Source organism: Conexibacter sp. CPCC 205762, assembly GCF_030646155.1.
Classification (GTDB): Bacteria; Actinomycetota; Thermoleophilia; order Solirubrobacterales; family Solirubrobacteraceae; genus Conexibacter.
Genome location: NZ_JAUTDN010000004.1, coordinates 48,098 through 62,150, shown reverse-complemented (window position 1 = coordinate 62,150; position 14,053 = coordinate 48,098). Strand labels below are relative to the sequence as shown.

The following is a 14,053-nucleotide window of genomic DNA, read 5'->3' as shown; positions in this document are numbered from 1 at the left end:
CGGGGGAACGGCGGCTCAGCCGGCGACGATCGCGGCCGCCGCGTCGAGCGCGGCGGTGACGTCGTCGTCGGCCGGGAACAGCAGCGAGCGGCCGAGCACGAGGCCGCGCGTCGCCGGCTGCTCGAAGGCGGCCGCCCAGCGCGCGTAGGTCGCCTGCGCGTCGCTGCTGACCTCGCCGCCGAGCAGCAGGCACGGCAGCGTCGTCGCCGCCAGCGCGCGCTCGACGCCCTCGACCCACGGCACCTTCAGCCAGGTGCGGCTGGAGGTCGCGCCGAGGCCGGCGGCGACCGAGATCGCCTTCACCATCGCGTCGGCCGTCAGCTCGTTGACGACGCGGCCGTCGCGGCGGGTCGACAGGAACGGCTCGACCATTGCGATCAGTCCGCGCTCGGCGAGCGCGGAGATCGCCGCGGACGCCTGCTCCAGCGCGCTCGCGGTCGCCGGGTCGTCGTAGTCGATCCGCAGCAGCAGCTTGCCGGCCTCGCAGCCGAGCGCGTCGAGCGACTGCGGCGTGAACGCCGTGTAGCGGTCGTCGATCTCGAACGACGCGCCCTGCAGGCCGCCGCGGTTCATCGAGCCGACCAGCAGCTTGCCGTCGAGCGCGCCCATCAGCAGCAGGTCCTCGAGCACGTCGGGCGTGCCGAGCACGCCGTCGACGCGCGGGTCGGCGAGCACCGCCGCCAGCCGCCGCAGCAGCTCGGCGCGGTCGGCCATTGCCGCGCCGCGGGCGCCGGCGCCGAGCGCGCCGCGGGCCGGATGGTCGGCGGCGACGATCAGCAGCCTGCCGCTCGCCGGCACCAGCGTCTGCGGCCGCACGCGCGCCGCGGCCGCGGCCGCGATCGCGTCGGGGCGGCGCAGCCGCGTCGTCGTCAGGTCTTCGATCGCGACGCTCATCACTGCTCCACGAAGTAGCTGCCGGTGCCCTGCCCGTCGCCGAACCAGCGGCTCGTGACGGTCTTCTTGCGGGTGAAGAAGTCGACCGCGTCGGGTCCGTGCGCGTGCAGGTCGCCGAGGAACGAGTCCTTCCAGCCCGAGAAGGGGAAGAAGGCGACCGGCGCCGCGACGCCGATGTTGACGCCGACCATGCCGGCCTCGACGTCGTGGCGGTAGCGGCGGACGGCCGGGCCGGACTCGGTGAAGATCGAGGTGCCGTTGCCGAAGCGGCTGGCGTTGACGATCGCGATCGCCTCGTCGAGCGTCTCGGCGCGGATCACGGTCAGGACCGGCCCGAACACCTCCTCCTGCGCGATCGGCATCTGCGGCGTGACGCCGTCGAGGATCGTCGGGCCGAGGAAGGAGCCGCCGTCGGGCAGGCCGTCGAGACCCTCGCGGCCGTCCACCACGACCTCTGCTCCCTCCGCGGCGGCGCTGTCGATCCAGCCGGCGATGCGGTCGCGCGCGGCGCACGAGATCACCGGGCCGACGTCGCTCTGCGCGTCGGCGCCGTCGCCGACGGTCAGCGCGCGCGTCGCCGCGACCAGCGGCTCCAGCAGCCGCTCGTGCGCCTCGCCGACGGTGACGACGACCGAGCCCGCCATGCAGCGCTGGCCGGCGGCGCCGAAGGCCGAGCCGATCAGGCCGGAGACGGTCTTGTCGATCACCGCGTCGGGCATCACGACCATGTGGTTCTTCGCGCCGCCGAGCGCCTGCACGCGCTTGCCGGTCTTGGCGGCGCGCTCGTAGACGAGCTTCGCGACCGGCGCCGAGCCGACGAACGAGATCGCGTCGATGCCGGGATGGTCCAGCAGCGCCTCGACGACGTCTCTGCCGCCGTTGACGAGGTTGACGACGCCCGCCGGCAGCTCCAGCTCGTGCAGCAGCTCGAAGACGAGCTGCTGCGTCATCGGCACCTGCTCGGAGGGCTTCAGCACGAACGCGTTGCCGCAGCCGATCGCGAACGGCAGGAACCAGAACGGCACCATCATCGGGAAGTTGAACGGCGCGATCGCGGCGCAGACGCCGACCGGCTGGCGGATCGTCTCGGCGTCGATCCCGCGCGAGACGTCCTCCAGGATCCGCCCCTGCATCGTCGTCGGGATCGCCGTCGCCGCCTCGACCATCTCGATCGCGCGGGCGACCTCGGCGCGCGCGTCGGCGAGCGTCTTGCCCATCTCGGCGGTGACCGAGCGGGCCAGCTCCTCCTGCCGCGCGACGAGCAGCTCCCGCAGCCTGAACAGCCGCCGCGCGCGCTCGATCACGTTGACGTCGCGCCACGCCGGCAGCGCGGCGCGCGCCGCGCTCACCGCGGCGTCGACGTCGGCGGCGGCGCTCAGCGGCACGCGCGCCAGCGGCGCGCCGCTGGCGGGGGCGATCACGTCGAGCGTCTCGCTCACGCTCGCCGGCGTCCAGGCGCCGCCGACGTAGTTGTCGAGCGTGCGCAGCTCGGGGGTGGTGCTCGTCACGAGCGGTGCTCCTTCGGGATCGGGAGGTCGGTGGTGGCGCCGTCGGCGCGCGTCCAGGCCAGCGCCGGGTCGTCCTGGAAGGCCCAGGTGCGGACCGGTCCCGCCATCACGTTGAGGTAGTAGAGGGCGACGCCGGGCGGCGCCGCGACCATGTGGTAGCCGCGCGGCACGAGCACCAGCTCGCGGTCGTGGACGGCGACCGTCTCGTCGAGCGTGCGGTCGTCGCTGTAGACGCGCTGGATGCCGAAGCCGTCGGAGGGCGTGACGCGGTGGTAGTAGGTCTCCTCCAGCAGGCACTCCTCCGGCAGCGCGTCGCGGTCGTGCTTGTGCGGCGGGTAGGACGACCAGTTGCCCGACGGCGTGATCACCTCGGTCACGAGCAGCGACTCGGCCGCGTCGGAGACCATGAGCACGTCGTGGACGATCCGCTCGTGGCGGTCGTAGCCGCGTCTGGTCGCGGGCACGTCGGCGGCGGCGATGCGGCGTGCGGCGACGCCGCCGTTCGGTGCAGGCGCGAAGCAGAGGCCGACCTCGGCGCCGCCGTCGGCGCCGGTCAGCTCCAGCTCGCCGCCGGGCGGCAGGTAGACCGCGTCGGGCGTGCCGGAGAACGGGTCGGGCCGGCCGCCGACGGAGGCCCACTGCTCACCGGCGCCGCGCACGTGCACGTGGCCGGCGATCACGACGACGCAGCACTCGCGCCCGTCGAGCGGCCGGCGGGCGCTCTGGCCGGCGCTCAGCGACAGCGCCTCAAAGCCGACGTACGTCCAGCCGGCGCTCTCCGGCGTGACCGTCATGAAGGTGCCGTCGCGGGCCGGGTCGGCCTGCGGCCGCACGAGGATCTCACTGCTCATCGGTCCCGCCCTCCAGATAGATCCGCTGCCGGCCCCGCTCCTGCTCGTAGCGCTCGCGCGCGGCGCGCACCTCGGCGCGCTCGGAGACCTCCGCCACCGGCACGTCCCACCAGCCGTCGTAGCCGCCGACGTTGCCGTAGCGGGCGACCTCGACGTGGATCGCGACCGGCCCCTTGGCGTCCGCGGCCGCTGCGAGCGCCGCCCGCAGCTGCTCGATCGTCGTCACGCGCGTGACCGGCACGCCGAGCGACGCGACGTTGGCGGCGAGGTCGACCGGCAGCGGGGCGGCGTCGGCGGCCTCGGCGGCGAGCGCGTCGCCGTCGGCGGCGTCGAGCACCGGCGGCGCGTCGTCGGCCTCGGCGCGGTGGTGGGTGCCGAAGCCGGCGATCCCGAGCGAGCGCGAGAGCGCGCCGATCGAGGCGTAGCCGTGGTTCTGCACCAGCACCAGCACGATCGGCGTTCTCTGCGCGACGGCCGTCACCAGCTCGCCCGAGAGCATCAGGTACGAGCCGTCGCCGACGAGCGCGAACACCTGCCGCTCGGGCGCGGCCAGCTTGACGCCGATCGCGCCCGGGATCTCGTAGCCCATGCACGAGTAGCCGTACTCGACGTGGTAGCCCTTCCCGCGCGGGTCGCGGGCGCGCCACAGCTTGTGCAGGTCGCCCGGCAGCGAGCCGGCCGCCTGCACGACGACGCCGCTCTCGCCGGCGGAGTCGTTGACGGCGCCGATCACGGCCGCCTGGTGGAGGCCGCCGCCGGCGCTCGGGGCGACCAGCCGCGCGACCTCCGCGCCCCACGCCTCCCGCTCCTGCTCGGCGCGGGCCGTCCAGGCGCCGTCGGCGCGGTGGCCGGCGAGCGCGCGGGTGAGCGCGTCGAGCGTCACGCGCGCGTCGCCGACGAGCTGCACGCCGGCGTGCTTGGCGGCGTCGAACGCCTGCACGTTGACGTTGACGAAGCGGACGCCGGGATCCTGAAAGGCGCTCTTCGACGAGGTCGTGAAGTCGCTCCAGCGGGTGCCGACGCCGATCACGAGGTCGGCCTCTGCCGCGAGCCGGTTGGCGGCGGCGGAGCCGGTCGCGCCGATCGCCCCGAGCGCGCCCAGGTGGTCGGAGGGGAGCGCCCCGCGGCCGGCGTGGCTCTCGCCGACGGGGATCCCGCTGGCGCTGACGAACTCGCTCAGCGCGGTCGCCGCGCGCGAGTAGATCACGCCGCCGCCGGCCACGATCAGCGGCCGCTTCGCCGCCTTGATCAGCGCGACCGCGCGCGCGACGCCCTCGGGCGCCGGCGGCTGGCGCTGGATCAGCCAGGTGCGCGGCGCCAGGAACGCCGCCGGCACCTCGACCAGCTCGGTCTGCACGTCCTGCGGCAACGCGAGCGTGACGGCGCCGGTCTCGGCCGGGTCGGTCAGCACCCGCATCGCCTCCAGCGCCGCCGGCACGAGCTGCTCCGGCCGCACGATCCGGTCGAAGTAGGCCGAGACGGGGCGCAGCGCGTCGTTGACCGAGACGGTGCCGTCGTCGCGCCGTTCGAGCTGCTGCAGGACCGGGTGCGGCCGGCGCGTCGCGAACGTGTCGCCGGGCAGCAGCAGCACCGGCAGGCGGTTGATCGTCGCCAGCGCCGCGCCGGTCACGAGGTTGGTCGCGCCGGGGCCGACCGAGGTCGTGACGGCGTAGGTCGCGAGCCGGTCGTGCTGGCGCGCGTAGCCGGCGGCGACGTGGACCATCGCCTGCTCGTTGAAGCCGGCGCGGTACGGCAGCTCGCCGCGGCTGGCCAGCAGCGCCTCGCCGAGGCCGGCGACGTTGCCGTGGCCGAAGATGCCGAAGCAGCCGGCGAAGAAGCGCGTGCGCTCGCCGTCGCGCTCGACGTGCTGCGCGGCGAGGAAGCGGACGAGCGCCTGGGCGACGGTGAGGCGGACGGTGGCGCTCATCGGGCGGCCTCTCGCGCGGCGTCGCCGTCGAGCGCGGGCCCGGCGAAGGCGAGCAGCGCGTCGCGGTCCGGCATCGCGTCGGCGCAGGCCAGCCTGCCGGCGACGTAGGCGCCGGCGGCGCTCGCCAACCGCACGCATCTGTCGATCTCCCAGCCGGCCAGCAGCGCGTGGCAGAGCGCGCCGCCGAAGGCGTCGCCGGCGCCGAGGCCGCAGACGACCTCGGTCGGCGTCGGCGGGATCTCCCAGCGCTGCTCGCGCGTGGCCACGAGCGTCCCCTCCGGCCCGCGCTTGACGATCGCGACGCGCACGCCCAGCTCCAGCAGCGCGTCGGCGGCCGCCTGCGGGTCGCGCGTGCCGACGGCGACCTCGACCTCCTCGCGGTTGCCGACCGCGACGGTCGCGTACTGCAGCGCCTCGCGCGCCCAGCGGGTCGCCTCGGCCGGGTCGGCCCAGAACATCGGCCGGTGGTCGAGGTCGTGGATCGTCAGCGCGTCGGCGCTCCCCTCGCGCCGCTCGCGCAGCGCGGTGAGGGTGGTCGAGCGGCTCGGCTCCTGCGACAGGCCGGTGCCCGTCGTCCAGACGATCCGCGCGGCGCGGATCGCCTCCAGGTCGAGGTCGGCCTCGGTCAGCTGCAGGTCGGGCGCGCTCGGCTCGCGGTAGAACAGCAGCGGGAAGTGGTCGGGCGGATGCAGCTCGCAGAAGGTGATCGGCGTGCGCAGTCTCGGGTCGGTGCCGACGAAGCGGTCGTCGACGCCGAAGCCCCACAGCGCTCTGCGCACGTACGGGCCGAACGGGTCGTCGCCGACCTTCGTCACGATCGCGGCGCGATCGCCCAGCCGCGCGCAGGCGACGGCGACGTTCGACGGCGAGCCGCCGAGCGACTTCGCGAACGTCTCGACCTCCGCCAGCCCGACGCCGCTCTGCTGCGGGTAGAGGTCGACGCCGATGCGGCCGAGCGCGATCAGGTCGAACGTGCTCATGCCGCACCGCCGATCGCGGCGCGGTGCTCGTCCTCGATCTCGGCGATCGCGACCGGCCGCCGCTCGCGCAGCGACCTGCCCGCGGCCAGCCCGATCGCCAGCGGCGCGCGGCCGTCGGCGGCGGTCACCGCCGGCGTGCGGCCGTCGCTGACGGCGCTCACGAACGCCTGCCACTGGGCGAGGTACGCGGCCGTGTAGCGGTCGATGAAGAAGTGCGGCAGCGACGGCGCGTGCTCGCCGGCGGCGGTGCGGACGATGCCGGTGTGGGCGCGCGGATCCTCCGAGGCGGCCATCCCGCGCGAGCCGTGGACCTCGACGCGCTGGTCGTAGCCGTAGCTCGCCTGGCGGCTGTTGTCGATCGTCGTCAGGCAGCCGTTGGCGTGCTCGAGCGTCACGACGGCGGTGTCGACGTCGCCGGCCTCGGCGAACTCGGGCCGGATCCGCAGCGCGCCCTGGGCGCTGACGGAGACGACCTCGCTGCCGGTCACGAAGCGCGCCATGTCGAAGTCGTGGATCGTCATGTCGAGGAAGATCCCGCCGCTGCCGCGGACGTAGTCCAGCGGCGGCGGCTCGGGGTCGCGGCTGGAGATGCGGACGATCTGCGGCTCGCCGATCGTGCCGTCGGCGACCGCCTGGCGGACCGACGCGTGGGCCGGGTCGAAGCGGCGGTTGAAGCCGATCTGGAACGGCACGCCGGCCTGCTCGACGGCCGCCAGCGCGGCGTCCATCTCGGCCAGGTCGAGCGAGATCGGCTTCTCGCAGAAGATCGCCTTGCCGGCCTGCGCGGCGGCGACGATCAGCCCGACGTGGGTGTCGGTGCTGGTGCAGATCGCGACCGCGTCGACGTCGGCGGCCGCGAGCAGCTCGTCGCTGGACTCGGCGACCGTGACGCCGCCGCCGAGCGCGCTCGCGAGCGCTCGCGCGGCCGGCTCGTGCAGGTCGTGGACGCGCGTCACGCGCGCGCCCGCGACGCGGCGGTGCAGCAGCTCGGCGTGCATCGTGCCGATGCGGCCGGTGCCGAGCACGCCGACGCGCAGCTCCCCGGCGCTCATCGGATCGCCTCCGCGGTCGCCGCGCTTGCGCCAAGCCCGTCGGCGTCGGCGCCCGACGCGCCCGCGCCGAGCCCGTCGAGGAAGGCGAGGCTGGCGATCACGTCGCCGATCGGGCCGCTGCCGGGGGCCGGCTCGGGGCCGCTGATCGCGGTGTCCTGCTCCAGCACCGCCCAGCCGTCGTAGCCGCGCTCGGCGAGCAGCCGCACGAGCGGCTCGATCCCGGCGTCGCCGCGGCCGAGCGGGCGGAAGAGGCCGGCCTGGACGGCCTGCATCAGCGACAGCTCGCCCGCGTTCAGCCGCGCCGCGACGGCGCGGTCGACGTCCTTCAGGTGGACGTGCGCGACGCGCTCGAAATGGTCGCGCGCGAACGCCAGCGGGTCGACGCCGCCGATCAGCAGGTGGCCGGGGTCCAGGCACCAGCCGGCGCTCGTGGTCGCCAGCAGCGCGTCGACCTGCTCGGCCTGCTCGACGAGCGTGCCGACGTGGGGATGGATGACGGTCTGCAGCCCGAGCGCCGCGGTCAGCTCCGCGACGGCGTCGACGTGGCTGCCGAGCCGCTGCCAGCCGGCACTGTCGAGCGGCCGCTCGGGGAGCGTCCAGTCCTCCGCGCCGACGATCGCGAGCACGAACGTGTCGGCGCCGGCGGCGGCCATCGTCGTCGCGACCTGGCGGGCGCGCGCGAGCGCCGGCGCCGGGTCCTGCTCGTGCAGCACGAGCGGCACGAAGCCGCCGACGAGCGTCAGCGCGTGCGGCGCCAGCGCGGCGCGGATCGCCTCCGCGTCGAGCGGCAGCCAGTCGTCGAGCGGCCCCAGCTCGGTCGCGCCGATGCCGAGCTGCGCCATCTCTGCGAAGACCCGCTCGGGCGGCAGCATCGCGCCCCAGCCGGGCACCTCGCAGACGCCCCACGAGATCGGCGCGCCGGCGACTCTCGCCAGTCCCGCTCGTCCTTTCCCCGCTCCTCCGTCCACCATGCTCACCGCCGGATCCCTTCCGATGCGCTCTGGAATTAGAGCGCTCCAATTTCAACGCTTGCGAAGGCGGCGAGCCGTTGCCGAGCATCGCCGCCGAGCGGTGTGCGGAGCCTCCGAGACCGAATTAGAGCGCTCCAACCGCGCCTTTCACTATGCCCACATCGGGCCGGATGCGTCAAGAGCCGCCGTCGGACGGCGGGGCGGGTGGCGGGCTAGCTAGCGCGCCGGGCCGGTCGTGCGGCGGACGACGAGCGTCGGCTCGATCCGCGTCTGCACCTGCGCCGTCCGGCCGTCGATCCGCTCCAGCAGCAGCTCCAGCGCCAGCCGGCCCATCTCGTGGCGCGGCTGGTCGACGGTCGTCAGCGAGATGTACTCCAGCCCCGCCAGGAAGGTGTTGTCGAAGCCGATCAGCGAGAGGTCGCCCGGGACCTGCACGCCGGCACGCGTGAAGCCGTCGAGCAGGCCGGTCGCCTGCAGGTCGTTGGCGGCGAAGACGGCCGTCGGCAGCGTTCGCTCGCGCAGCAGCGCCGCCGCCGCCTCGACGCCCGACTGCTCGGTGAACTCGCCCGCCAGCACGCGGGCGTGGTCAGCCAGGCCGAGCGCTCTCATCGCCCGCCTGTAGCCGGAGCGGCGGCCGGAGGCGGAGGCGCCGCTGCCGCCGTCGACGTGGACGATCCGCTCGTGGCCGAGCGCGGCCAGGTGCTCGACCGCCAGCCGCGCCCCGAGCGCCTCGTCGGTCGCGACGGAGTCGATCGGCTCGCCGCGCAGGCGGCGGCTGGTGACGACCGTCGGCGCGTCCGCGACGACGTCGGCGATCTCCTTCGAGGGCATCCGCGGGGAGACGATGATGAGGCCGTCGGGGCGGTGCTCCAGCAGCGTCTCCAGCAGCGTCCGCTCGCGCCGCGGGCTGCGGCCGCTGGTCGCCAGCAGCACGCGGTAGCCGGCCTGCGAGGCGAGCGCCTCGATCCCGCCGGCGATGTCGGCGAAGAAGGGGTTGGCGAGGTCGTTCAGCATCACGCCGACCGTCTGCGTGCGGCGCGAGGCGAGCGAGCGCGCCATCGCGTTGGGCCGGTAGCCGATCGCGGCCGCTGCCGCGAGCACGCGCTCGCGCCGTCTCGCGCTCACCTTCGGGCTGTCGCGGAAGACGAGCGAGACGAGCGCGCGGGAGACGCCGGCCTCGCGCGCCACGTCGTCCATCGTCGGTTGGCGCGTCGGTTTGGCCGGCATCGCTGCGGGAACCATAGGCGCTTCCGCGACCGCACCGACGGCCGTCATTTCGCGCTGTCACAGGCCGGAACAAATTCGCACACGAGTGTGTTTGATTCTGTGATAGCTTGTCGCTCGCTGTGAGAGCGCCGGTCCCCCCGGCGGGATGGAGAGCACGTGAGAGCAGGTCGCACAACGCCCGCCGTCACGGCGGAATACTGCTGCGCGCAGAGCGCGGCGCCGCGCCAGGTGAGCGCGTCCGCGTACCACAAGAACGCACATCGGGGCCGCTGAGCACGATGGTCCCCGCTCAGCGTCGACAGGCGATCCTGCAGGCCGTCCGCGCCGGCACCGCGCACGTCTCCGAGCTTGCGCGGCAGTTCGACGTCTCCGAGATGACGGTCCGCCGCGACCTGCGCGCGCTCGCCCGCGAGAGAAAGCTCGAGCGCGTCCACGGCGGCGCCGTCGACAGCGTCCCCGAGCGGCCGTTCGAGGAGATCGCGCAGCGCGGGCAGGGCGTCAAGCAGCGCATCGGCGCCGCCGCGGCCGCGCTCGTCAGCGACGGCCAGACGGTGATGATCGACATCGGCACCACCACGCTGATGGTCGCGCGCCACCTGCGCGGCCGCGACGTCACCGTCGTCACCAGCAGCCTCGCCGTCTACGACGAGCTGCGCGCCGACCCCGACGTCGAGCTGATCCTCTCCGGCGGCCTCGTCCGCCGCAACTACCTGTCGCTGGTCGGCGTGCTGGCGGAGGACTCGATCAGACAGCTCAACGTCGACATGGCCTTCATCGGCACCAGCGGCATCGCCCCCGACCTCTCGGTCTGGGACACGACGATGGTCGAGGTCCCGATCAAGCGGGCGATGATCGCCGCCGCCGCGGAGGTCGTGCTGCTGGCCGACGCAGAGAAGTTCTCGATGAACGGCGCCGTCCGCATCTGCGGCGCCGACGCACTCCACCACATCGTCACCGACGCGGACATCCCGGCAACGAGTCGCGCGGCCATCGAAGACGCCGGAATCGAGGTAACCATCGCATGAAAGTCACGATCGTCGGCGGCGGGGGATTCCGGGTGCCCCTGGTCTACACCGCGCTGCTGGGCCTGCGCGACCGGCTCGGGATCGACGAGCTGGTCCTGCACGACGTCGAGCAGCAGCGGCTCGACCGGATCGCGCCGGTCCTCTCCGGGCTCGCGCTGGAGAAGGGCGTGCAGCTGCCGTTCCGCTCCACGACCGACCTGACCGACGCGATCCAGGGCGCCGACTTCGTGCTGTGCGCGATCCGCGTCGGCCAGCTCGAGGGCCGCGTCGTCGACGAGAGCGTCCCGCTCGGCTTCGGCGTGCTCGGCCAGGAGACGACCGGCCCCGGCGGCCTCTGCTTCGCGCTGCGGACGATCCCGGTGATGATGGAGCTGGCGAGAACGATCGCGCAGCACGCGCCGAACGCCTGGCTGATCAACTTCACCAACCCCGCCGGCATGGTCACCGAGGCCGTCCAGCAGCTGCTCGGCGACCGCGCGATCGGCATCTGCGACTCGCCCGCCGGCCTGCTGCGCCGCGTCGCCCGCGCGCTCGACCGCGAGCCGAAGGACCTCTGGTTCAACTACTTCGGCCTCAACCACCTCGGCTGGCTGCAGGGCGTGCGCGACCACCAGCGCAACCTGCTGCCGGAGCTGCTGGAGAGCGACCAGCGCCTCAGCACCTTCGAGGAGGGCCGCCTGTTCGGCGGCGACTGGCTGCGCTCGCTGGAGATGGTGCCGAACGAGTACCTCTACTACTTCTACTACGCGGCCGACACGGTCAACGCGATCCGCGAGAGCGAGGATTCGCGCGGCACCTTCCTGCTGCGTCAGCAGAGCGCCTTCTACGCCGAGGGCGAGCAGCCGCCGACGCAGGCGCTGGACCAGTGGCGGCAGACCCGCCACGATCGCGAGCGGACCTACATGGCCGAGGCCCGCAGCGCCGCCGGCGACGGGCACGACCACCTCCACGACGAGGACGACAACGGCGGCTACGAGGTCGAGGCGATGGCGGTGCTGGAGGCGATCGCGCTCAACTCGCAGTCGGTCCAGATCCTCAACACGGCCAACCGCTCGGCGCTGCCGTTCCTCGACGAGCGCGCCGTCGTCGAGGTGCCGTGCGTCGTCGGCCGCACCGGCCCGGTGCCGATCGCGGTCGGCGAGGTGCAGCCGCACGCGCGCGCGCTCGTGGAGACGATGAAGGACGTCGAGCGCACGACGATCGACGCCGCCCTCTCCGGCTCGCGCAGACAGGCGATCCGCGCGCTCGCGCTGCACCCGCTCGTCCCCTCGGTGACGACGGCGCGCGAGATATTCGACGGCTACTGCGAGCGGCTCCCGGGCCTGGCGGAGGCGTTCAGAGCGTGAGCGTCGAGCTCGTCTGCGGCGATCCCGCCTTCCTCGACCTGACCTTCGCGGGCCTCGACGGCCTGCCCGGTCCGGGCGAGGAGCGGCATGCCGACGACCTGCTGCGCACCCCCGGCGGCGGCGCGACGGTCGCGATCGGCGCCGCGCGCCTGGGGCTGAAGACGGCCCTCGCGACGCCGCTCGGCGCTGACGCCGAGGGCGACCTGCTGCGCGCCGCGCTGCGCGCCGAGGGCGTCGCCTTCAGCGAGCGCACGGTCGAGCGCACGCCGGTGACGGCGGTGCTGCCGTGGGGCGGCGAGCGGGCGATGGCGACCTTCCAGCCGGACGAGCCGCTGGAGCCCGCCGACATCGCCGCGTTCGCCCCGCAGGCGGTCGTGCTCGGCGGCACGCGGCTGCGCTGCGCCCCGCCCGGCGTCCCGCTCTACGTCACGCTCGGTGACGCCGATGCCCGTGCGCTCGCGCCCAAGGCCGCCAGCGGCGACCTGCCCGCGGCGCTCACGAGCGCCCGCGCGCTGATCGTCAACGCGCGCGAGGCGTCGCTGCTGGCCGGCGCGAGCAACCCCGTCGTCGCCGCTCGCACGCTCGCCAGAAGCATTCCCCGCGTCGTCGTGACGCTCGGCGCCGACGGCGCGCTCGCCGTCGAGGGCGAGACGCTGATCACCGCCGACGGCGTCGCCGTCGAGGCGGTCGACACGACCGGCGCGGGCGACCTCTTCACCGCGACCTACATCTGGTCGGAGCTGCGCGGGGCCGATCCCGCGCAGCGACTGCAGTGGGCCTGCCTCGCGGCGGCCCTGTCAGTGCGCGTCCCCACTGCGGTGGCCGGCGCGCAGACGTTCCCCACGCTCGCACGCGCGGGCACGAAGCGCGGGCTGGCGTTGCCGCCCGATGCGTCCACGGAGATCCTGGGAGGATCGCAATGAAGGCAGCGAGATGGCTGGGCTCACTGGCCGTCGTCGGCGTCGCGACGCTGGCGGTCGGCTGCGGCACGCCGGGCGAGAGCAGCGACAGCGGCTCCACCACCCCGGCGACGACGGCGTCGAGAGCGCCGGACGTCGCGGCCGCGGGTGACGTGACGCTGACCGTCTGGGACCAGGAGGTCCGCGGCGGCCAGGCGGCACAGATCAGAGAGCTGAACAAGCAGTTCATGGCGAAGTACCCGAACGTCAAGATCAGACGCGTCGCGAAGTCGTTCGACGACCTCAACACGACGCTGAAGCTGGCGGTCTCCGGCCCCGACGCGCCTGACGTCGTCGAGGCCAACCAGGGCCTCGGCGTGATGGGCCAGCTGGTCAGAGCGAGACTGCTGCGGCCGATGGACGACTACGCCAGAGTCTATGACTGGGAGTCGCGCTACCCGAGCCTGCTGATCGACCTCAACCGCTTCGAGCCGGACGGCACCACCTTCGGCACGGGCGAGCTGTACGGCCTCTCGCAGATGGGCGAGATCGTCGGCGTCTTCTACAACAAGAGACTCGTCAGAGAGCTGCCGAGAACGCTCGACGAGTTCGAGGCGCAGCTGGAGGAGGCCAAGAGCGCGGGCGAGGTCCCGATCCAGTTCGGCAACCTCGACAAGTGGCCTGGCATCCACGAGTACGAGACCGTGCTCGGCCAGGTCGCCGACAAACAGGAGGTGCGTGACTTCACCTTCCAGAAGGACGGCGCGAGATTCGACAGCGCCGGCTTCACCGACGGCGCCGCGAAGATCCAGGAGTGGGCCAGAAAGGGCTACTTCACGCCTGACTTCAACGGCGTCGGCTACGACCCCGCCTGGCAGCAGTTCGCGAAGGGCAGAGGCCGCTTCCTGATCGCCGGCACGTGGCTGGTCGCCGACCTCGCCAGACAGATGGGCGACGACGTCGGCTTCATGGTCATGCCGGGCAGAGAGGCCGGCGGCGAGCCGGTCGCGCTCGGCGGCGAGTCGCTGCCGTTCACGGTCACGTCGAAGTCGAAGAACCCCGACGTGGCGGCCGCCTACATCGACTTCCTGACCGACGAGAACGCCGCCAGAGTGCTGACGGAGACCGACAACCTCGCCGCGATGAAGCTGCCGACGCCGGCCGCCACCCCCGGGCTGCCGACCGAGGTCGCGGAGGCCTGGAGAGCGCTCGGCGAGGCCGACGGCCTGATCCCGTACCTCGACTACACGACGCCGACGTTCGGCGACGACCTCGGCGGCGCGATCCAGGAGATGCTCGCCGGCAAGCAGTCGCCGGAGCAGTTCACGACCGGCGTCCAGCAGAAGGTCGACGCCTCCAAGGCCGGCTGATCG

12 protein-coding genes are annotated in these 14,053 nt (G+C 73.8%); 4 read left to right on the top strand and 8 right to left on the bottom strand.

Annotation, left to right across the window (positions count from 1 at the left end; all coding sequences use genetic code 11):
• Positions 1-15: 15 nt before the first annotated feature.
• From Q7L73_RS05625 to Q7L73_RS05590, 8 genes are all read right to left on the bottom strand, one after another.
• Entirely contained in the window at positions 16-894 is an 879-nt protein-coding gene (locus Q7L73_RS05625) for an aldolase (RefSeq protein WP_304686644.1), read from the bottom strand.
• A complete protein-coding gene (locus tag Q7L73_RS05620; RefSeq protein ID WP_304686643.1) occupies positions 894-2,402 on the bottom strand; it encodes a CoA-acylating methylmalonate-semialdehyde dehydrogenase in 1,509 nt (502 codons plus the stop codon). Before Q7L73_RS05620 ends, Q7L73_RS05625 begins: the two co-directional genes overlap by 1 nt.
• Positions 2,399-3,253, bottom strand: coding sequence for a 5-deoxy-glucuronate isomerase (gene iolB / locus Q7L73_RS05615; RefSeq protein ID WP_304686642.1), 855 nt, complete (start codon positions 3,251-3,253; stop codon positions 2,399-2,401). The genes Q7L73_RS05620 and iolB overlap by 4 nt, the downstream gene beginning before the upstream one ends.
• On the bottom strand, positions 3,243-5,180 hold the full coding sequence (gene iolD / locus Q7L73_RS05610; protein WP_304686641.1) for a 3D-(3,5/4)-trihydroxycyclohexane-1,2-dione acylhydrolase (decyclizing): 1,938 nt from the start codon (positions 5,178-5,180) through the stop codon (positions 3,243-3,245). The genes iolB and iolD overlap by 11 nt, the downstream gene beginning before the upstream one ends.
• Complete coding sequence (gene iolC / locus Q7L73_RS05605; protein WP_304686640.1) at positions 5,177-6,160, bottom strand: 5-dehydro-2-deoxygluconokinase; 984 nt, start codon at positions 6,158-6,160, stop codon at positions 5,177-5,179. The genes iolD and iolC overlap by 4 nt, the downstream gene beginning before the upstream one ends.
• The gene (gene iolG, locus Q7L73_RS05600) at positions 6,157-7,212 is read right to left on the bottom strand and encodes an inositol 2-dehydrogenase (protein WP_304686639.1); all 1,056 of its coding nucleotides are present in this window, start codon (positions 7,210-7,212) and stop codon (positions 6,157-6,159) included. The genes iolC and iolG overlap by 4 nt, the downstream gene beginning before the upstream one ends.
• Positions 7,209-8,183, bottom strand: coding sequence for a sugar phosphate isomerase/epimerase (locus tag Q7L73_RS05595; RefSeq protein WP_304687250.1), 975 nt, complete (start codon positions 8,181-8,183; stop codon positions 7,209-7,211). The genes iolG and Q7L73_RS05595 overlap by 4 nt, the downstream gene beginning before the upstream one ends.
• A gap of 216 nt (positions 8,184-8,399) precedes the next feature.
• On the bottom strand, positions 8,400-9,410 hold the full coding sequence (locus Q7L73_RS05590) for a LacI family DNA-binding transcriptional regulator (protein WP_304686638.1): 1,011 nt from the start codon (positions 9,408-9,410) through the stop codon (positions 8,400-8,402).
• Between the two features lie 278 nt (positions 9,411-9,688).
• On the opposite strand from Q7L73_RS05590, the gene Q7L73_RS05585 reads away from it, so the two are divergent.
• Genes Q7L73_RS05585 through Q7L73_RS05570 form a run of 4 tightly spaced genes read left to right on the top strand, consistent with a single transcriptional unit; the run spans position 9,689 to position 14,050 of the window.
• Positions 9,689-10,435 carry a DeoR/GlpR family DNA-binding transcription regulator gene (locus Q7L73_RS05585; protein WP_304686637.1) on the top strand — a complete coding sequence of 249 codons (747 nt, stop codon included), beginning with the start codon at positions 9,689-9,691 and terminating at the stop codon, positions 10,433-10,435.
• Complete coding sequence (locus Q7L73_RS05580) at positions 10,432-11,781, top strand: 6-phospho-beta-glucosidase (protein WP_304686636.1); 1,350 nt, start codon at positions 10,432-10,434, stop codon at positions 11,779-11,781. The genes Q7L73_RS05585 and Q7L73_RS05580 overlap by 4 nt, the downstream gene beginning before the upstream one ends.
• Positions 11,778-12,704 carry a carbohydrate kinase family protein gene (locus tag Q7L73_RS05575; protein ID WP_304686635.1) on the top strand — a complete coding sequence of 309 codons (927 nt, stop codon included), beginning with the start codon at positions 11,778-11,780 and terminating at the stop codon, positions 12,702-12,704. Before Q7L73_RS05580 ends, Q7L73_RS05575 begins: the two co-directional genes overlap by 4 nt.
• Entirely contained in the window at positions 12,701-14,050 is a 1,350-nt protein-coding gene (locus Q7L73_RS05570) for an extracellular solute-binding protein (protein WP_304686634.1), read from the top strand. Before Q7L73_RS05575 ends, Q7L73_RS05570 begins: the two co-directional genes overlap by 4 nt.
• Positions 14,051-14,053: the final 3 nt, after the last annotated feature.